The organism is Thalassorhabdomicrobium marinisediminis, from assembly GCF_003072065.1.
Taxonomy (GTDB): Bacteria; Pseudomonadota; Alphaproteobacteria; order Rhodobacterales; family Rhodobacteraceae; genus Octadecabacter; species Octadecabacter marinisediminis.
In genome coordinates this window covers 72,864-93,246 of record NZ_QCYG01000010.1, presented here as the reverse complement: position 1 = coordinate 93,246, position 20,383 = coordinate 72,864, and the positions used below count along the sequence as shown (strand labels likewise).

Annotated in this window: 14 protein-coding genes; all 14 read right to left on the bottom strand. The window is 65.6% G+C overall.

Annotation, left to right across the window (positions count from 1 at the left end; genetic code table 11):
* Positions 1–43: 43 nt before the first annotated feature.
* The 14 genes from DC363_RS14935 to DC363_RS14870 all read right to left on the bottom strand — a co-directional run bounded on the left by DC363_RS14935 (position 44) and on the right by DC363_RS14870 (position 20,361).
* Positions 44–1,111: a TRAP transporter substrate-binding protein gene (locus DC363_RS14935; protein ID WP_108641956.1), complete on the bottom strand. Its 1,068-nt coding sequence runs from the start codon at positions 1,109–1,111 to the stop codon at positions 44–46.
* A gap of 48 nt (positions 1,112–1,159) precedes the next feature.
* Positions 1,160–2,707, bottom strand: a complete 1,548-nt coding sequence (locus tag DC363_RS14930) for a TRAP transporter large permease (RefSeq protein ID WP_108641955.1) — start codon at positions 2,705–2,707, stop codon at positions 1,160–1,162.
* Entirely contained in the window at positions 2,704–3,198 is a 495-nt protein-coding gene (locus tag DC363_RS14925) for a TRAP transporter small permease subunit (RefSeq protein WP_108641954.1), read from the bottom strand. Before DC363_RS14925 ends, DC363_RS14930 begins: the two co-directional genes overlap by 4 nt.
* Before the next feature lie 123 nt (positions 3,199–3,321).
* Positions 3,322–4,335: a c-type cytochrome gene (locus DC363_RS14920; protein WP_108641953.1), complete on the bottom strand. Its 1,014-nt coding sequence runs from the start codon at positions 4,333–4,335 to the stop codon at positions 3,322–3,324.
* Entirely contained in the window at positions 4,332–4,910 is a 579-nt protein-coding gene (locus tag DC363_RS14915; RefSeq protein ID WP_241963027.1) for a cytochrome c oxidase assembly protein, read from the bottom strand. Before DC363_RS14915 ends, DC363_RS14920 begins: the two co-directional genes overlap by 4 nt.
* Positions 4,907–5,302, bottom strand: coding sequence for a hypothetical protein (locus DC363_RS14910; protein ID WP_108641991.1), 396 nt, complete (start codon positions 5,300–5,302; stop codon positions 4,907–4,909). The genes DC363_RS14915 and DC363_RS14910 overlap by 4 nt, the downstream gene beginning before the upstream one ends.
* The gene (ctaD, locus tag DC363_RS14905; RefSeq protein ID WP_108641952.1) at positions 5,299–7,863 is read right to left on the bottom strand and encodes a cytochrome c oxidase subunit I; all 2,565 of its coding nucleotides are present in this window, start codon (positions 7,861–7,863) and stop codon (positions 5,299–5,301) included. Before ctaD ends, DC363_RS14910 begins: the two co-directional genes overlap by 4 nt.
* Entirely contained in the window at positions 7,860–8,861 is a 1,002-nt protein-coding gene (coxB, locus tag DC363_RS14900; RefSeq protein ID WP_108641951.1) for a cytochrome c oxidase subunit II, read from the bottom strand. The genes ctaD and coxB overlap by 4 nt, the downstream gene beginning before the upstream one ends.
* Before the next feature lie 4 nt (positions 8,862–8,865).
* Positions 8,866–10,266 (bottom strand): APC family permease, encoded by a 1,401-nt coding sequence (locus tag DC363_RS14895; RefSeq protein ID WP_108641950.1) that lies wholly within the window; start codon positions 10,264–10,266, stop codon positions 8,866–8,868.
* Positions 10,267–10,289: 23 nt separating this feature from the next.
* The gene (locus DC363_RS14890; protein ID WP_241963026.1) at positions 10,290–12,833 is read right to left on the bottom strand and encodes a membrane-bound PQQ-dependent dehydrogenase, glucose/quinate/shikimate family; all 2,544 of its coding nucleotides are present in this window, start codon (positions 12,831–12,833) and stop codon (positions 10,290–10,292) included.
* A gap of 77 nt (positions 12,834–12,910) precedes the next feature.
* Positions 12,911–14,752: an acetyl-CoA hydrolase/transferase C-terminal domain-containing protein gene (locus DC363_RS14885; RefSeq protein WP_108641949.1), complete on the bottom strand. Its 1,842-nt coding sequence runs from the start codon at positions 14,750–14,752 to the stop codon at positions 12,911–12,913.
* Positions 14,745–16,820 (bottom strand): 3-hydroxyacyl-CoA dehydrogenase NAD-binding domain-containing protein, encoded by a 2,076-nt coding sequence (locus DC363_RS14880; RefSeq protein ID WP_108641948.1) that lies wholly within the window; start codon positions 16,818–16,820, stop codon positions 14,745–14,747. The genes DC363_RS14885 and DC363_RS14880 overlap by 8 nt, the downstream gene beginning before the upstream one ends.
* On the bottom strand, positions 16,820–18,115 hold the full coding sequence (locus tag DC363_RS14875; protein WP_108641947.1) for an acetyl-CoA C-acetyltransferase: 1,296 nt from the start codon (positions 18,113–18,115) through the stop codon (positions 16,820–16,822). Before DC363_RS14875 ends, DC363_RS14880 begins: the two co-directional genes overlap by 1 nt.
* Positions 18,112–20,361 carry an acyl-CoA dehydrogenase gene (locus tag DC363_RS14870; protein ID WP_108641946.1) on the bottom strand — a complete coding sequence of 750 codons (2,250 nt, stop codon included), beginning with the start codon at positions 20,359–20,361 and terminating at the stop codon, positions 18,112–18,114. The genes DC363_RS14875 and DC363_RS14870 overlap by 4 nt, the downstream gene beginning before the upstream one ends.
* Between the last annotated feature and the right edge of the window lie 22 nt (positions 20,362–20,383).

Here is a 20,383-nt window from a genome sequence, read left to right as displayed (position 1 = left end):
AGAAGCGGTCAGGCCGGAAGCCCCGGCCTGACCGTTTTGCGATTCAGCTGCGCCCAGAGAGCATGGGCAGAGCCATCGCGCTGGCATAATCCCGCGCGCTTTCCAGATAGGCGTCGTAGCTTTCGCGCACGCGGGCGACGTCTTCGCTTTGCGTGGTCAGCTCGTCCTGCACCTCAAGCCAGGCGGTGCGCATGGCGTCGACAATATCATCGTTGAACGCGCGGAAATCGACGCCATCGGCTTTCAGCGCGGCCATGGCTTGCGCGTTGTGATAGTCGAAGTTCGCGTGGTTCTCGAGCGCAGCGGCAGCGGCGGCGTTGCGCACGATGCTTTGCAGATCGGGCGACAGCTCGGCCCAGGCATCCTTGTTGAACACCACCGACAGGCCTGCGCCCGGTTCGACCAGCGCGGGCAGGTAGCACAGCTTGGTAATCTTTTGCAGACCGAAGGCCTGATCCAGCATCGGGCCGACCCATTCGGCCGCATCGATCGCGCCGGACTGCAGCGCCTGGAAAATCTCGGGCGGGGGCATCAGCACCGCGTTCACGCCAAGCTTGCGGAAAACCTCACCGCCCAGACCGGCGATGCGCATATTGAGGCCTTTGAGGTCGTCAACGCTGTTGATCTCGTTCTTGAACCAGCCGGCGGACTGGGTGCCGGAGTTGCCGCAGTAGAAGGGCACCAGATCCCGCTGGGCGTAGATGTCGTCCCAGATCTCCTGCCCGCCGCCGTATTTCAGCCAGGCCACCTGTTCACCTGCGGTCATGCCGAAGGGCACGGCGGTGAACCAGTGCAGCGCCGGGTTCTTGCCCGCCGCGTAATAGGTCGGACCGTGGCCCACGGGCGCGTTGCCCTGCTGCACTGCATCCTCGACCGCGAAGGGGGGCACCAGTTCACCGGCCCCGAAGACCTTGAAGCTGAGCCGTCCGTCGGACATCTCTGCGACCTTCTGCGCGAAATTGACCACGTTGGAGCCGACGCCGGGGGCGTTCTTGGGGAACGCGGTGGGCAGGTTCCATTCGATATTGCCCTGCGCCAGCGCGGGCGCCGCAAGGCTGCCTGCGGCGGCGGTCACGCCCAGCCCCGAGGCGATGAAAGTTCTGCGTTTCATGGAAATTCTCCCTTTTCCTTCAAATCGGTTGCATAAGTCGTAGGGGGTTCACGGACCGAAGACCAGACGCGGCAGCCATGTGGCCAGCGCCGGGAAGGCGATCAGCAGGCCAAGCCCCAGAAGCTGCAGCGCCACAAAGGGTGCAACCCCGCGATAAATGTCGCCCGTGGTGATGTCGCGCGGCGCGGTTGAGCGGAAGTAGAACAACGCGAAGCCAAATGGCGGCGTAAGGAAGCTGGTCTGCAGGTTCATCGCCAGCAGCAGACCGAACCACACCGGAGAGATGTCTCCGCCGAGAATGGGCGGTCCCAGCAGTGGCACGACGATATAGATGATCTCGACCGCTTCGAGGATGAACCCCAATAGGAACACAACAAGCAACACCATCGCCAGCGCACCCCATGTGCCGCCGGGCACTGCGGCCATGGCTTGGGTCACGAGCTCATCGCCGCCGAAGCCGCGGAACACCAAAGCCAGCATCGAGGCCGCGACCACGATGCCGAAGACCATGCCTGAGATGCGCACCGTATCGCCCACGGCCGTCTGCAGCGTGCCACTGGCCCACAGCCGTGCGCCCGCTACGATCACCCCCAGCACCAGCATCAGGGCAAGCCCCGCCGCAAAGATCGCAAGGCCCGTGGCCTCGGTCCGGGAATCGCTGAACAGGCGCAGCGCCATCAGGGCAAAGGCGGCGGCCACGGCGGCCAGCACTAGCACCCGGCCTGTGCCCGCCACGCCGCTGCGATAGCCCGCCAGCATCAACGCGCCGACCGCGCCCAGCCCTGCGGCCTCCGTGGTGGTGGCGATCCCGCCAAGGATAGAGCCCAGCACCGACAGGATCAGCAACAACGGCGGTGCGAAACTCGACAGGATTTCGCGCCGCCGCACGGGGCGTTTGGTGGCGGGCGCGATGACGCCGCGCGCCGTGGGCCGCAGCCGCACGAAAATATACAGCCCATAAAGGCCCACCAGCATCAGACCGGGCAACAGGGCCCCGGCGAACAGGTCACCGACCGAGACCGGGTCCGGCGCGAAATTGCCCGCTTTCTGCTGCGCCTCAAGATAGGTGTTGCCGATCTGGTCGCCCAAGAGCACGAGCAGGATCGACGGCGGGATGATCTGCCCCAGCGTCCCCGAGGCGCAGATGATTCCGGCCGAGAGGCTCTTGGGAACCCCCGCCTGCCGCATCGTGGGCAGGGCGATCAGCACCAGCATCACGACCGTCGCCCCGACGATCCCGGTCGAGGCCGCGATGATCGCGGAAAACACCAGCACCGACAGCCCCATGCCTCGCGGTGAGCCACCCAGCATCCGGCCCAGCACGTCGAGCATGCTTTCCGCCAGTCGCGATTTTTCCAGCAGCACGCCCATCAGCACGAACAGCGGCACCGCCATCAGCAACGGGTTCGACATCACGCCGTAAACCCGCGCGGGAAAGAAGCTCAGGAACCCCAGATCGAAGACGCCGGTGAAGCTGCCGATCACCGCCATCACCAGCGGCACGCCCGCAATGGCCAACATCGCCGGGATGCCGCTCAGGATGCCTGCGAACAGCGCCAGCACCATCGCCAGAAGATAGCCCTCGTGCGCGCTCATTGGTCGGTCAACCGCGGATCGAGCAACACGGCAAGCCCTTGCAGGATCATCAGCGCACCGGCCAGCGGCAGCATGGATTTGATCAGAAAGATACCGCCCAGGCCGCCGGTCTCGATCGCGCCCTCTCGGATGCGCCAGCTGTAGGCCAGATCGGGCAGCCAGGCCCAGACCAGCAGGCCGAACACCGGCACGATGAACAGAGCCAGCGCCACCCAGTCCGCCACACGCCCGTAGCCTGCGGGAAGCCGTTCCGACAGCACCTCAACCCGCACGTGGCCCCCGCGCCGCAGGCAATAGGGCAGCGACAGGATCAGCAGCACCGCGAAGGAATAGCCCGCGAGGTTTTGCAGTTTCACGAAGCCGCTGTCGAAGCCGAACCGCAGGATGACGATGGCCAGAACCGCGCCGGTCAGCACCGCACAGGCGCTGGCGCAGATCCATGTGGTCAGCCGGTCAAGCCAACGGCAGATCCTGAGAAACCCGTGTCGCATCCGCCCTCCTGTTCGGCGTCCGTCCTTCCGCCCGCGCAGAATGGATCGGCGGCGACTTGAACCGGAAATCAGACGGGTTTCAAGGGGACAATGGCGCAAACGGCGTGCCCACGGGGGATTAGATCAGGGTTCGGCGGGGGCGAGGCCCGCGAAAAACGCGGCAAGGTTGTCGATCTCGGCATCCGTGAGGTCTTGCGCGGCCTTGCGCATGAGTTCGGCGCGCACCCCGCCGCCCCGCGCCCCGTCGCGCCAGAGCCGAAGCTGCGCGCGCAGATAGCCTTCGTTCTGCCCGGTGATCACCGGCGCAATGGGGGCCTCCGCGTCCCGTTCGGGGCCGTGGCAAGCGGTGCAGGCGGGCACATCACCGGTGCCGCGCGTGGCCAGCAGCGCCGCCGGAGCCTCCGGGTCCGGGATCGGCGCTGGCGCGGGGTCGGACCGGCCAAAGGCGCGGGCGGCGCGGGCGATCTCAGCATCCTCAAGGTCGCGCGCCACGGCGGCCATGATGCCGCTTTCCCGCGCGCCGCTGCGGTAGTGCCGCAAGGCCTGCGCGATTTGATCCGGGGTCAGCAGATCCAACCGGGGGATATAGGCGTTCGTGGTGTCGCCGTCCTCTCCATGACAAGCGGTGCAGGTCGCAGAGGCGGGGCGCGGCGGCAGTTCCGTCCCTTCCTTGATCGCCATGAGGTAGGAGACCACCGACCAGACTTCATCCTCGCGTCCCTCGGCAGGCCAATGGGGCATGCCGCTCATCTTCACGCCTTCTTGCACGATCCAGCCCATGTGTCGGGCGTCCCAATCGGCCACCGCTTCGGTCACATGGGGCGGGCGCGGGTTCATCGCCATCGCCGTGGCGGGGCGGGCCGCGTCGGGGAAGCCGTGGCAGAAGGCGCAAGCGTTTTGATAATGCAAGGCGCCAAGGGCTGCGCGGTCCGGATGGCGCAGATCCGCCGGCACTTCTTCGGTGGCAGGGGCGCGCAGGCGCACCGATTGCTTGAAGGTCGTATGCAGCGCCCAGCCGATGCCGGGCAGATGCGCGCCCCGGGCCGAGGTGTTGTAAAGCCCGAACCCGATCACCGCCGCGGCGCCGAGAACGGCCAGTCCGGCCAAGGTCGCAAGGGTCCATAAAACCTGTCTCATGCGGTGCTCCTTTCCGGCTGCAACGCCTGTCCGACCAGCGCGAGACCGGCGACCAGATAGATTGGCGTGCCGATGCCGAGCATCAACAACCCGCCCAACTGTTGCCCGCCCAGATCAGGCAGACGGCCACAGACCGCGGCGTAAAGGTCACGGGGGGCAAGGATCATCAGCGCCCCGAGCAGCGTCATATGCATCGAGGTGAGCAGCAGCGCCCCGGCCCCGGCCAGCGGCTGCCCGCCGCGCAGCGCACCACCCCAGACCAGCAACCCCGCCAGAAGGAAGCTGCCCTGTTCCGCCACAAACGCCCACCCGCCGCCGTCCGCCGCGCCGTGCAGCGCAGGCACGTGCCAGCCCCAGACGACAAGGAACTCGATCACCGCGCCGGCCAAGGGCGACAGCGCGAAGGCCGTGCCCAGGGCCGGAAACCCCAGCACCAGAAGCGGCGTGATCACGGCGACCAGACCCATGTGGCGCACCATGTGCAGGGGGAAATCGGTGGCGAACCAAACCTCCCACGGGAGCAGCCACAGAGCCGCCAGCCCCGCGACCCCGGCATATCCCAAAGCGGCCTTCATTGGCAGGACCCGAACAGAAGGATCGGCAGGGCCACGTAGACGACCCCGATGAAAGAAATAATCGACAGCAGAAAGGCCGCATGCCCAAGGAACTGATGGCGGTCTTCGTCGGTCGGGGCGTCATTCTCCCATTCGCGGTCGCGCAGGGTGTCCCATTGCGCCCAAGCGCCCCACCCCAGCCAGAGGATGCCCGCCAGCGCCAGCACCGTGCCGACCCCCACGCCGATGCGCAGCGGGTCCAGCGGCCAACCCTTGGCGCAGGTCAGCGCCGTCAGCCCGTAGGTCGCCACGAAATGCACCGCCCAGACCAGCGGGCCGAAGGTGATTTTCCACAGGCTGGTCGCTTCGGCGCGAAAACGTTTCTGCTCTTCATGTTTGTTGATGTCGGTCACGTCAGCCACCCCGGAACAAGGCCCAGCACCGCTGCCGTGACGAGCGCCTTCAGGCCGATGAAGTGCCAGAACAGGGCCACGTTGTGCAGGTCCGCGTCATACAGCGGCGTCAACTTCCCGGCGAGGCTTCCGGCCAGACAATAGCCCTGCATGATGACGCCCGCGCCGACATGCACCACCAGCCAGACCATAAGCGCCCAGAGGATCGCCGGATAGACATGGGACGTCGGATCAAGGTCGGCCACCGCCAGATAGGCCGCCCCCGCCCCGCCAAGGGCAGCGGCGATGGCCACGCAGAGCGCCAACCGGGCCGCGTTCACGTGCCCGCGGTGGTTCACTTCACGCGCTGTAAGCGTCGCGGCCCAGGACACCACCAGCAACAAAGCCGCCAGCGCCACCCAAAGGCCAATGGCGTGCTCGGCCCCGGCGGGCGGGAAGTCGGGTCGCGCGGTCCAGTAGAAGAAGAACCCGAACACGAGCGAGGCAAAGGCCGTGGAATCCCCCAGCATGGTGATCCACATGGCCCACCAGCCCACCGTGTTCGGGCCCGAGGCATAGGTCGGCAGGCGCAGCCCCAACCCCGCGTCGCGCATGTTCGATCGGGGCGGCCGCGCGGTGGCCGTCCAAAGCCAGTAGCACACGCAGACGATGGCGAAAGCGGCGCAGACGATCGCGGGCGTGTAGATGTGGAACGTCGGGAAAATGAACGCCCCGCCCGTGAACACCGCCGCCAACATGCAGATCCACGCAGGCCCGGTGATCGGCTGCACGTAAAGCGGCTTGGCGTCGATCACGCTGGTGACGATGGTTTCGCGCTGGTGGTCCGGCGCATCGGGCAGATAGAACCGCCCTGCGTCCATTCGCTCAACGATCTTGTCCTGCTGCCACAGGGGATAGCGGCTGCGGATATAGGGGATCGACCGGACGCCCCAAGACTCCTCGGGGACGTCGTGAGAAAATTCCAGCGTGCCCGCGCCCCACGGGTTGCGGGGAATTTGGCCCTGATGCTTCTTGGAGCGCAAAAGATCATATAAAAACACCGCAAAACCCGCCGCGATGATAAACGCGCCCACGGTCGAGACGAGGTTGAGCAGCGCCCAGCCGCTGTCTTCGGGATAGGTGAAGACGCGGCGCGGCATGCCTTGAAGGCCCGTCATATGCATCGGCAGGAAGGTGATGTTGAACCCGCTGAAGATCAGCCAGAAAGACCAGCGGCCCAGACGCTCGGACAGGAGTTTCTTGGCGAAGAATGGGTAGAAGTAATAGACCCCCGCGATCACCGGAAAGACCATGCCGCCGAAAATCGTGTAATGCAGGTGGGCGACGATGAAATAGGTGTCATGGACCTGCCAGTTGAACGGCACGATGGCGAGCATCACTCCTGTGAGCCCGCCTGCTACGAAAATCGCCAGCGCGCCCGCGATCCAGAGCATCGGCAGGCTCATTTTCACGCGCCCGACCATCAGGGTCGCGACAAAGGCGAACAGCTGGATGCCCGTGGGGATCACCACCGCCTCGGACGCGGCCGAAAAGAACCCCAGCGAGATCTGCGGCAAGCCGGTGGTGAACATGTGGTGCACCCAGAGGCCAAAGGACAGAAAGCCGGTGCCCACGGCGCTCAGCACGATCCACGAATAGCCGACCATCGGGCGCTGCGCGACCGTGGGGACGATCATCGCGGCCACGGCGATGGACGGCAGGAAAACGATATAGACCTCCGGATGGCCGAAAATCCAGAACAGGTGCTGCCAGAGCATCGGGTCACCGCCCCGCGTCGGATCGAAGAAGGGCCAGTCGAACGAGCGTTCCAGCTCAAACAAAAAGTCTCCCGCGATCAGCGGCGGGAAGGCGAACAGGATCATGCCGCCCACGACCAGCACGTACCACGCGTAAAGCGGCATCAGGTTGACGCGCATCCCCGGCGGGCGGCATTTGAGCGCGCCGACGATCAATTCCACCGCCGCCGCGATGCTGGCGACCTCGATAAACGACAGGCCCAAAAGCCAGACGTCCGGCCCGATCCCTTCGTCCTTGGTGGCCAGCGGCGGATACATGAACCAGCCCGCCTTGGGCCCTGCGTCAAACAGCAGAGAGCCCATGACGAAGATGCCGCCGATCAGGAAACACCAGTAGCCATAGGCGGACAGGCGCGGGAAGGGCATGTCGCGGGAGCCAACGAAGGCGGGCAGCAGCAGGATCGAGATCGCCTCGAACATGGGCACGGCGAACAGGAACATCATCGCCGAGCCATGCATGGTGAAGAACTGGTTGAAGCGGTCGGCGTCAAGGAACTCCATCCCCGGGAACGCCAGTTGCACCCGCATCGCCAGCGCCAGCAATCCGGCCAGCAGCATGAAACCAAAGGCGGTGAGCGTATACCAGACGCCCACCTCGGTGTTGTTGACCGCCGACCAGTAGCGCCAGCCGGTGGGGGTTTTCCACGCCGCGCGCAGTTCTGCCTTGCCCCGCTCCTGCTCCTCATGCGGGACCGGAACCGACAGCATTTCCTCCGTCGGGGGATAGGGGCCTTCGGGGGCGGGCATGTGCAGCTTTTCGGTCATTCCAACCCTTCCAGATAGGTGGCAAGCGCGGTGAGGTCGCCGTCGCTCAGGTAATCATAGGTCGGCATGGCGACCTCTGGCTTCAGGTCTTCGGTGTGGGCGATCCAGTTCGCGAAATCCTCGACCCCGTCGGGCAGGATCCCCGCGCCAAGCGACACCCGGCTGCCCACATGGGTCAGGTCCGGCCCCACCTGCCCCTGCGCATCCGTGCCGCGCACGGTGTGGCAGCCGCCGCACCCCTCGCGCGCGAAGACCCCGGCCCCCTTCCGGGCGAGCGGCGTTTGCGGCGGCACCGCGTCGGCGGCTTCGGCGGCAAGCCATGCGGCAAACGCCTCGGGCTCCATCGCCACGACCTCGAAGGCCATCAAGGCGTGCGAGGCACCGCAGAACTCCGCGCATTGGCCGCGATAGATGCCGGGGGTTTCGGGCTTGAGGGACATGAAGGTCTCGCGCCCCGGGATCATATCGGTCTTGCCGCCCAGGGCGGGCACCCAGAACGAATGGATCACCCGATGCGCGTTGAGCCGGAGCCCCGTGCGCGCGCCCACGGGTAGCCGCAACTCATTGGCCGAGGTGATCGTGTCGCCGTTGGGCAGGACGTAATTAACCCGCCACCACCATTGCTCGGCGGTGATCTGGACCTCAAGCCCGTCGTCCGCCTCTCGTTGCGAGGACATGAGCGGCAGGGAGTAAATCAGCAGCGCGCCCAGCAACAGCACCGGAAAGATCACCCCGCCGCCGACGATCAGCCGCTCGGCGCTGCAGCGCGAAAACTCGCGCGGGGCGATGCGGGTGACATAGATGAAGAGCGCGGCAACCAGCAGCCACAGGATCAGCGCGCCGATGAACATCACCCGCGCCAGATCGAACAGCATCAGCGCGTCGTCGCCCGCAGGATTCAGCACCGATTGCCGCCCGCTGCCGCAACCCGCCAGCAACAGAATCCCCGTCAAAGCGGCGTGGCTTTTCCAATTGTGCTGTCGTCGTCCCTGCCCCATTCCGTCACTCAGCCAGATGTTCTGCATCGTCGATGCCGGGCGTCTTGCCCTTGGATTTCATATAGGCGACCGTGCCACCCCAAAGCGCCACACCCAACCCCAGCAAGACACCAGCGATCAGATATTGCACCGGATCGCGACCGGTCCACGGCCCGACAAAGAAGGCGCAACTGGCCGCGCCAAGATAGGGCAGACCGAACGGCGCGGTGAAATGCTCATGCTCAACGGTGTCGGAGCGCAGCACCAGCACGGCCACGTTCACCACCGCAAAGACCGCCAGCAGCAACAGCGCCGTGGTGCCGCCCAAGGCGGGCACCGCGCCGACAAAGGTGATGAGTGCGGCGGCCAGCGCGGTGGTGAACAGGATCGCGATCCAGGGCGTCCGGCGGTTAGGCAGGACCTTGCCCAGCACCGCAGGCAACACATTCTCTTTCGCCATGCCATACAGCAGGCGCGAGGCCATGAGCATGTTGATCAGCGCGGAATTGGCCACGGCGCACATGGTGATGATCCCGAACACACTCAGCGGCAACCACGGCGCGCCGACCTCGACCACCTTGAGAAGCGGGGTTGCGCCCTCGCTCAGGCTGTCGGCGTCGACAAGGGCGATGGCGGTGATCGAGACCAGCAGATAGATGATGCCGGTCAACACCAGCCCGCCCAGCAGGACCTTGGGGAAAATCCTGGTCGGGTTCTTCGATTCCTCCGCCATGTTCACCGAATCCTCGAATCCCACCATGGCGAAGAAAGCCAGCGTGGTGGCCGCGATGACGGGCCAGAAGATGCCCTTTTCGCCCACGTCGCTGAAGTCGAAGGCGCGGGCGAAATCCCCCTGTCCGTCCGTCAGCGCCCAAGCCCCGATCAGGATGATGATGACAAGGCCCGACAGCTCGATACAGGTGAAGACGACGTTCATCTTCACGCTTTCGCCGACGCCGCGCAGGTTCACCGCCGCGATGATCGCCATGAACACCAGCCCGACAGTCGTAACCCCGAAGGCCCCCGTGCCGAAGCCGATGCTCTCACCGAAGTTCTCGGCAAAGGCGCGCGAAGCGGTCGAGGCCGAGGTGATGCCCGAAGACATGACTGCGAAGGCCACCAGAAAGGTCAGGAAGTGCACGCCGAACGCCTTGTGTGTGTAGAGCGCGGCCCCCGCGGCGCGGGGGTATTTCGTCACCAGTTCCAGATAGCTGCAGGCGGTCACCGCCGCCAGAACGAAGGCCACAAGGAACGGCAACCAGACGATGCCGCCCACCTCTCCGGCGACCTTGCCCGTCAGCGCGTAAATGCCCGTCCCAAGGACGTCGCCGACGATGAACAACAGCAGCAGCCCGGGGCCCATCACCCGCTTGAGCTCGGTCTCGCCCTCCGGGCCCGCATGCTTATCCTGTTCCGCCTCCACCATGGATGCGTTCCCCTTTCACGGTGTTATTCGCCACCGGGCAGTTTGTAGGCGATCACGTAATCCCCCACCTGCGTTTCCATAAAGTGATGTCCACCGGGCGAGATGACGACGTATTGCTCGCCGTCTTGCTCATAGGTGATCGGAGTGGTCTGGCCCCCTGCGGGCAGCACGACCTCCCACAGGACCTCACCTGTCTCGATGTCGATGGCGCGGAACAGATCATCTGTGGTGGCGGCAATGAACACCAGCCCACCGGCGGTGATGATCGGGCCGCCGTTGTTCGGGGTGCCGATCCGCAGCGGCAGGCGCGACGGAATGCCGAAGGGGCCGTTGTTGCGGGCGGTGCCGATCGGCTGATCCCAGAGCGTCTCTCCGGTTTCCAGATCGATCGCCCGGATACCGCCATAGGGCGGCTCCTTGCACAGCAATCCGGTGGGCAAACGCCAGCCCGCGTTGACGTCGATGGCATAGGGCGCGCCCGCTTGCGGAGCGCCCTGCGCGCCCTCGTCGCTGCCGCCTTCGTTGATCGGCCGCAAGCCACGGGCGTCCGCTTCTTCGCGGGGGATCAACTGGTTGAAATTGGGCATGTCGTTGTAGTTGGCGATGATAATGCCCCGGTCGGTGTCCACCGCGATGCTGCCCCAGTCCGAGCCGCCGTTGTAGCCGGGATACTGGATCCACGGGCGCTCAACCGAGGGCGGCGTGTATTCGCCCTCGTAGTAGGCGCGGCGGAACTGGATGCGGCACCAAAGCTGGTCCAGCGGGGACATCCCCCACATGTCCTTTTCGGTCAGCGGCGGCTGGTTCAACGCGGCATAGCCGGAATAGGGCTGGGTGGGCGACAGGTTCTCAGGCTCGACCCCGCCGATGGGCACCTCGCGTTCCTCAACCGGGTGCAGGGGTTCGCCTGTGGCGCGATCCAGCACGTAGATCTGGCCTTGCTTGCTGGGCAGGACCAGTGCGGGCACGGGCCCCTCGTCCGTGGGGAAATCCAGCAAGGTGGGTTGCGAGCCGAGGTCGTAATCCCAGACGTCGTAATGCACGGTCTGGAAGTGCCACGCAGGCTTGCCCGTGGTCACGTCGAGAGCCACCAGCGATGTGGAATACTCGTTCTCGGCCTCGGTCCGGTTCGCGCCGTAGTAATCGACCGAACTGTTGCCCATGGGCAGATAAACCAGCCCGAGGTCATCGTCTCCGGCGGCGATGGTCCACATGTTGGGCGTGCCACGGGTGTAAACCTCGCCTTCTGGTGGGGCACCGGTGCGGTCGGGGTTGCCGAGATCCCAGGCCCAGGCGAGCTCACCGGTGACCACATCGTAGCCGCGCACCACGCCCGAGGGTGCGTCCTCGGCCTCATTATCGGAGACCTGCGCACCGACCACCAGAACGCCGCGCACCACGGTGGGGGGTGAGGTCATGGCATACCAGCCGGGCACCGTGTCCCCCAGACCTTCGTTCAGATCGACCATGCCTTCGCGGCCAAAGTCCGGGCACAACTGGCCGGTTTGCGCATCGACCGCGATCAGGCGCACGTCGATCGTCGCCTCGATCACGCGGGTCTTGCACAGGGCGTCGTCGTCAAGGTCCGCGGCCTCGTAATAGACCACGCTGCGGCAGGTCGCGCCGTAGGGGATCGCGTCGTTGGACACGCCGGGATCGAAGCGCCATTCCTCGCGCCCCGTTTTTGCATCCAGCGCGATCAGGATGTTCTTGGCAGAGCACAGATAGAGGCTGTCGCCGACCTTCAGGGGCGTGTTCTCGGGGCTGTAGGCCGCGTCATCGGTGGGCATGTCGCCGGTGCGATAGCGCCAAGCCTCTTCAAGCTGACCGACATTCTCGCGGGTGATCTGATTGAGGGGGGAATAGCGGGTCGCGGCATAGGTGCCGCCATAGGCCGGCCAATCCGCGCCGATCTCGAACGGAGGCTGCGGCGCGCGGGCAAGGCCGGTGTCTGGCGCGGTGTCGGCAGCGGTTGGGGTGGCATCAGGCGGGGTGTCGCCCTCAGCGGTTGCGTCGGGTTCGCTCGCGGCTTGGGGCGCTTCCGCTTCCGGCGTCCCGGGTGCTTCGGGGTCAGCCTGCTCGGCGGGCTCCGTCACGGGAACAGTATCGCCCTCTTGCGCCTGCACCTCGGGCGCGCCAAACCCCACCAGCGCCAATCCTGTCAGGGCCGCCGCGATGCCGCGCTGCAGGCCGAACCGTTTGGCGCGGTGCAGATACGGCAGGCAGAACAGCAAAAGAATCAGCAGAACCGTAGGCGCCACGACCCGAGGCACCAGCGGCCAAAGGTCCATCCCGACCTCCCACACGGCCCAGATCCAGGTGCCGATATAGACCAGAACGTAGATCCAGAACCCGCCGATATGGCTGCCGAACAGCAAAACGCCGGCCAGGACGAGACCCAGACCGGCGATCAGATAATACCAGGACCCTCCGAGGGTGGCGAGCCAGACGCCGCCGACCGCGAGCAGAAGGCCGATGACGCTCAGCACCGCTGCCATGAAAAGGGTCCACCAATGTCCGATCGTGCCTTTGGTGGTGTGATGTGCGCGCGCCTGTGTCCCGGTCATGTCCGGCCTCCCGTCGTCGAAGTCTCCCTGTAATTACAGGAAAACGCGGGACCGGCAGGCAAAGTTCCATGTGGCCCTCAAAGCGTGCAGGCCGCGACCTTGCGCATGGCGCCCCGCAGGGCGCGGGCCTGCAACGGCTCGGTCAATTTCGGCGCGGGATCATAGCCCATACGGCGCATCATCGCACCCTCTTGCGGATGGGCGGGCGCGGTGAGTGAGGCTGCAAGAAGCCCCGCTAAGTCCCGTTTGCGACCGGCGGCGTTGGACAGGACTTCAAGACAGGGCAGAAGCGCCTGCTCGATCGCGGTGAAGTCCGTGCCAAGAGGATAATCCGGCAAGAGGTCCCGGTGCGTTGCGCGCCATGCGGCGATGGCCTGAGGCGTGTTCTGGCGATGCGCAGCGGGGACCTGCCAATCGGGCGCAAGCTTGCCGGCCTCTTGCGCCTGCGTCACCAATTCGGCCTGAAACCGGCTGTCGGCGATGCAGATCAACCGTTTGATCGCCTCTTCATCGGTCTGACCGCGCAGGAACGCCGCGCCGTATTCCGTCACCACGATATCGCGCATGTGCCGTGGCACTGTGACCACGGGAACCTGCCAGACGATATTCGACGAGGTCTCGCCCCCGGACGTGCGCGTGGCCGGCAGGGTGAGCACCGCATGGGCGTCGTCGAGCGCGAAAGCCTGTTCGAAGAAGTTGAACTGCCCGCCCACGCCGCTGACCACCTGTCCCGGTTTGGCGGCGTCGGACATGGCGTCGCCCAGCAGGTTCACCTGCATCGCCCCGTTGACGAAACGCGCCTTGACCCGCGCGGCCCGTTTTGCCGCTTCATCCCCGTAGAGCGCGTTGGTGAAGCTCACAGGGCGCATTTCGATCTTGTCCCGCTGGGGCCGGGGCATGGCGCGCAGGCGTTCATACATGTCGCGCGCATCGACGAAGAAGCCCGCGTGGATCGCCGCCCCCGCAACCTCGCGCCGGATCATGCCAGCCTCGAACAAGGCGACCAACCCGCCGACGAGCATTTCGGTCACCGCATAGAGCCCCTCATCAAAAGGCGCGATCCCGTCGCCCTGCAGCGGCACCGGCGCATCCGACCAGACCGGGCCAAGCGTGCCACGGTCCCGTTGCAGCAACGCATGGGCCACGGCGTCGCCAATCGCTCCGATGCCGATCTGCAGCGTGCCGCCATCCTCAACCAGCCGTGACACATGCAGGCCGATGGCGTGTTGCGCGTCGGACACCGGGCGGCGCACGGCAGAGAACAGGTCGATCTGCGTGGGCGGATCAAGAACCAGTGCCACCTCCTTTGCGGTGATCACCGCAGGGCCGCCCATGAAGGGCAGCGCGTCGCAGACCTCCGCCACGGCGATGAAATCCATCTCACCGGCGGCCCGCGCCGCGAACAGGTCGGCGGAAATGTCGGTGTTGCACGACAGGCTGAACTGGTCGCCCTGCCGTGGCATCAGTTGCACCAGAACGTTAGGCTTTCGCGCCATGAGCACGTCGCGCGCATGGGTGTAGTTGGCGGGGATATAGTGCCGCTGCGCGTAGTCGTTGCCCAGCCACGCGCCCGCCTGAAAGAAGAACTCCGAGACGGTGATGTTGTCGGGCAAGGTGCCTTCGTGGATCATCTTGGCATAGGCGAGCGGCGGCGCGTTGCCGAAAAGCCGCTCCATCGCCGGACCGAGGAAGCGGTCTTCGAGGTCCGACGAGGGGCGTGGCCGTTGTAGGGTGAGTGCAGTGAAGATGGTCAGCGACAGGGACGGATCGTCGGCGGCCATGCGGGTCAGCGCGTTGACCAGCGTGATCGGCTTTCCCAACCCAAGGGGGAGCGCCAGCCGCACCTCTCCGTCCGTGCGGTCGAAGATGTCCCGCGCGAGGGCGGTAGCGTCGCGGAACGTGGACCCGTCGTCAGGCAAAGCGCGACCATCCGTCGTCGGGAGCGAAGCGGGGCCCGTGGGCGGCTTCAAGCTCTCTCAGGCGGCGCACCACGTCGTCGATGCCGCGCGTTTGCGCGTAGCACATGGGCCCGCCGCGGAACGGTGCCCAGCCGGTGCCGAAGATCATTGCGGCGTCGATCTGGTCGGCGGATTTGGCCACGTTGCGGCGCAGCCCCTCGGCCCCGGCGTTGAGCATCGGCAGGATCAGCCGGTCGCGCAGATCGTCGGGCGCATCCTCAAGATCGGCATCCGGATGCGGCGTGCCTTTCGACCAGTCGTAGAATCCCTTGCCGGTCTTTTTGCCCAGATCGCCCGCCTCGACCCGCCGTTTGAGATCGTCGCTGATGGGGGGCATTTTCGTCTCGAGGCTGTCGCTCAGGCTTTCGGCCACGTGCAGCCCGATATCCAGCCCCACCTGATCGGCCAGCGTCACCGGACCCATGGGCATCCCGAAGCGCAAAGCAGCGGTGTCGATCACCTCTTTCGAGACGCCCTCATCCATCAGCACCATTGCTTCCAGCATGTAGGGGACCAGCATCCGGTTGACGACGAAACCGGGGCTGTCGGCCACCCTTGCGGGCAGTTTGCCGATGGCCCCGCAGAAGGCAGCCAGCCGTTGCACCGTCTTGTCGCTGGTGGCGGTGCCGCGCACCACTTCGACCAGATCGATTTTCGAGACCGGGTTGAAGAAATGCAGCCCGGCAAAGCGCGACTTCGCAGGCGCGTTCGCCGCCAGATCGTCCACCGACAGGCTTGAGGTATTGGTCGCCACGATGGCGTCCTTCTTCAGCTTGCCCTTCAAACCCTTGAAAATCTTCGCCTTGACCTCGGCATCCTCGCTTGCCGCTTCGATCACCAGATCGGCCTGAGCCAATCCGTAACCATTGGGGTCCGGCATCAGGCGGTCCAGCGCGTCGCGGGTTTCGAGGCTGTCGAGGTGTTTGTCCTTGCAGATCTCGGCGGTGCGTTTCACCGCTTGCCCGAGCGCCTCTTCCGACAGATCGCCAAGGCTCACCTGTTTGCCCCGGATTGCGGCCATGGCGGCAATCTCAGTGCCCATGGAACCCGCGCCGATCACGTGGACGTGGGTGATGCCATCCTCTCCCCGGCCCGCGTCTTTCAGGCCCTGCCGCAGAAAGAACGCCCGCCGCAGATTGCGCGAGGCTTCGGAGCGCAGCAGCAGTGCGAAGCTGTCGGTCTCGGCCTTTTGCAGCCGGTCGCGGTCGTCGCCGTATTCCTCCCACAGGTCGATCAAGGCATGGGGGGCGGGATAGTGTTTCGCAGGGGCCTTCTTCTCGGTCTCGCTGCGAATCTTGCGAGCAGCCAGACTGCGCGCGGGATCAAAGCCGAAGGCGCGCGCGGTGAAGCCCGAGGCGGCGGGTTTCACCTCACCGTCGATCACCGAAGCGATGGCGGCGGCGATGTGGCGCTCTTCCACCACCAGATCGGCAATGCCCAAGGATTTCGCCCGTTTCGTATGCGCCGTCTTGCCGGTGAGCATGAGGGTCATCGCCTCAGTCGGGCCGATCAGCGCAGGCAGACGGAAGGTGCCACCCAGCCCCGGATGCAGGCCAAGCTGCACTTCCGGAAGGCCGAAGGACGCGCCCGGCGTAGCGATGCGGTAATCGCAAGCCAAAGCAATCTCGAACCCCGCGCCAAGGGCGGCACCGTGGACCACGCAGATCGTCGGGCAGTCCAAAGCCTCGAGCCGGTCGAGCACGCGATGCGCCTCTTGCAGCATTTCAGTCGCGCCGGTGCTGGACATTTTTTCGAACCCGGTGATGTCGGCCCCGGCAGCGAAGCCTGCGACCTTGCCGGAGCGGATCACCACGGCTTTCGGCAGATCTGCCTCGGCGTCTTGCAACGCGGAATCGAGTGCGCGAATAACCTCTTCCGAGATGGTGTTCATGCTGCTGCCGTCCACGTCAAGCACCAGCCACAGCACATTGTCGGCGTCCCGCGCGCTGCGCCATGGTCCGGGCCCCGGCTCGACAGGCCCCAGCTCAAGCCTGGTTTCGCCCAGATGGCTCAATACACGTCCGGTCATCACGCAGCCTCCAACATCATCGCACCGCCCAGACCGCCGCCGATGCACTCGGTCGCGATCCCGCGTTTCGCCCCGCGCTCTTTCATCGCGTTCGCCAGATGCAGCACAATACGGTTGCCGCTTGTGCCCACCGGATGGCCCAGCGAGATCGCCCCGCCATCGACGTTCAGCCGGTCGCGGTCGATCCGGCCAAAGGCACCGTCGAGGCCCAGTATCTCGCGGCAGAATTCGGCGTCGTCCCATGCGGCAAGGCACGACAAGACCTGCGCCGCGAAGGCTTCGTTCAGCTCCCACAGGTCGATATCCTCACGGCTCAGGCCCTGCCGCTGCACGATGGGCGTCGCCGCCAGCACGGGGGCCAGCCCCATGATCGACGGATCGAGCCCGGCCCATTCGCTGTCGGTTATTTCGGCCAGCGGCGCGAGCCCGTGTTCCTCAACCGCGCGTTCCGAGGCCAGAATGCACCAGCTTGCGCCGTCGGTGATCTGACTTGAGTTGCCCGCCGTGACCTTGCCGTAAGGCGGCTCGAAGACCGGTTTGGGCTTGGCCAGACCTTCCATATCGCTGTCGGGGCGGACGCCGTCGTCGTGGTCATAAACCGAACCGTCGCGCGCGAAGGCGGGCATGACTTCACCCTTCAACCGCCCCTCGTCCTGCGCGGCGGCAAGGCGGTGGTGGCTTTGCATGGCATACATGTCCGCCGCCTTGCGGTCGATGTCGAAGCGGTGCGCCAGAACCTCGGCCGTCTGGCCCATGCTGAGCGCGGTGATCGGATCGGTCAGCCCACGCTCCAGCCCGACAACGGGCTTGAAGAACTCGGGCCGCAGCCCCTTCATGGCACGGGCCTGTTCCAGCGGCCCTTTGGCGGCGTTCATTTGGCCGAACCATTCGACCGCGGACTGGCGCAGGGTCAGCGGCGCGTGAGAGAGGGCCTCTGCCCCGCCGGCAAGCACCATCTGGTGTGACCCGTCGCGGATGTAGCGATAGGCGGTGTCGAGGCTTTGCATCCCCGAGCCGCAGTTGATCTGCACCGTAAAGGCCACCATCCGTTCCGGCAGGCCCAGCCGCAGGGCGGCAACACGGGCGGGGTTCATCTCGTCCGCGATCACGTTGACACAGCCGAGGATCACAAGGTCCAGCAGGCTGCGATCAAAGCTCTGCCGCGCCAACAGGGGGCGGCCGCATTGCACGGCCAGATCGACCGGCGTGAACGGCCCCGGCCCCGACCGCGCCTTGAGGAAGGGCGTCCGCGCCCCGTCCACCAGAAACACCCTGTTGCGGTTTGCGTCGTTCATTCTGCGGCCTCCTTGGTGTTTGGCGTGTCGGACGATGGGGCTGGGAAAAGTGCGGCGAACTCCTCGCGCGAGTATTCATCGACCGCGATAACTTGATCGACCAGCGTCTGCATTTCTTCGATCCGGGCGAAATCGGCCTCGCTCAGCAGCCCTGCGTCCAAAGCCTCTTGCGGGGTCTTGCGGGCCTCGCGCAGGCGTTTCATCACGGGGGCCAGTTCGCTCACCTTGGCGAAACAGGCGTTGAGCAGTTGCACCCCGTCGCGCTGGCACCCTTCGTGCAAGCGCCCCGTGATCCGGTCGCGCGCGGCGGAGGGGGTGTAGAGCAGGTCACTGCAGGCCTCGGTCAGCCGGTCATCGGGTCGGCGCGTTGTCGCCCCCGGCAGGGTGATCGCGCGCAGGAGCCATGCGGCCCAGCGGGTCGGCATGTTCGCCACCACTTCGTCCAAACCGGTCTGTATCCGGTGCAGGCCGCCCGCAGCGGCGTAGCGCAGCACGGGCAGGTCCGCCTCTTGCCGGCCCTCGTCCTCCCACCGTTTCAGGGCGGCGGACAGGATATACATCTCGGAGAGGACATCGCCCATCCGGCCCGAAATCATCTCTTTGCGTTTCAGCGCACCGCCGAGCGTCAGGAACAGCACGTCCGCCGTCAGCGCATAGGCCGCCGACCAACGCGCCAACTGGCGATAGATCGGCGTCGCAGCCCCCGCGTCGGGGGCTGGTGCAAATCGCCCGCCGGTGAGCGCCCGCCCGAAGGCGCGGCCCATGGTTTTCGTCGTGTGGCCCACGTGCGCCCAGAACGACTTGTCGAACTTCTCGAGCGAGACCTCATCGTCGGGTTCTTGCAGCGCGAACATGTTGTCGAGCATATGCGGATGCGCGCGGATCGAGCCTTGCCCGAAGATAATCAGGCTGCGGGTGACGATGTTCGCGCCCTCGACGGTGATGCCGATGGGCACGGCGCGGTAGAGCGGCAGCAGGTAATTCGACGGCCCGTCGATCACCGCCTTGCCGGAATGCACATCCATCGCATCGTTCAGCGCCTCGCGCATTTTGAAGGTCGCGTGCAGCTTCATGATCGCGGAAATCACCGAAAGTGCGCGGCCCTCGTCCAGCCCGGCGCAGGTCAGGTGCCGCGCGGCGTCCATCGCATAGGCGTCTGCCGCCAAACGCCCCATGCGTTCCTGCACGCCGCCGAACTTGCCGATCGGCAGGTTGAACTGCTGACGGATGCGGGCATAGGCGCCGGTGGTGTGGGCCGAGAGCGCAATTGCAGCACAGCCCATGGACGGCAGCGAAATCCCTCGCCCCGCCGCAAGCGCGGACATGAGCATCATCCAGCCCTTGCCCGCATATTCCGTGCCGCCGATGATGTGATCCAGCGGGATAAACACATCCGTGCCCGTCGTCGGCCCGTTCATGAACATGGTTGACGACGGGATATGCCGCCGCCCCGTCTCAACCCCGTCAAGGTCCGTAGGCACCAATGCGCAGGTGATGCCGATGTCCTCGATGTCGCCCAGCAGGTGATCGGGGTCGCGCAGTTGGAACGCCAGCCCCAGCACGGTGCAGACCGGCGACAAGGTGATGTAGCGTTTCGCCCAGTTGAGCCGGATGCCCAGCACCTCTTCGCCCTGCCATTGTCCTTTGCAGATCACGCCAGTGTCGATCATCGCGCCGGCGTCCGATCCGGCCTCGGCGCTGGTCAACCCGAAGGCGGGAAGCTCGCGCCCGTCGGCCAGTCGCGGCAGCCAGTGGTGTTTTTGTTCCTCGGTGCCGAACTGGTGCAACAACTCGCCCGGCCCCAGCGAATTGGGCACCATGACCGTGACCGCCGCGGCGACCGAACGGGTCGAGATAAAGCGCACGATCTCGGAATGGGCAAAGGCCGAGAAGGCCAGCCCGCCGTGCTCTTTCGGGATGATCATGCCGAAGAATTTCTTGTCGCGCAGGAACTGCCAGACCTCTTCGGGCAGATCGCCGGTTTCGTGGTTGATCTTCCAGTCGTCGATCATTCCGCACAACTCTTGCACGGGGCCATCGAAGAACGCCTGTTCCTCGGGCGACAGTTTCGGGGCCTTTACCGCGTGCAGCTTGGACCAGTCCGGATTGCCGGAAAACAGCTCTTTCTCCCACCAGACCTCCCCGGCGGCGAGGGCTTCCGCCTCGGTCTCGGACAAGGCCGGCAGGGCTTTTTTGGCCCAGGAATGGATTGGCTTGGTGATGGTGCGCGCGCGAAAACTTGGCATGAGATACCCCCTTCCTTCCCAA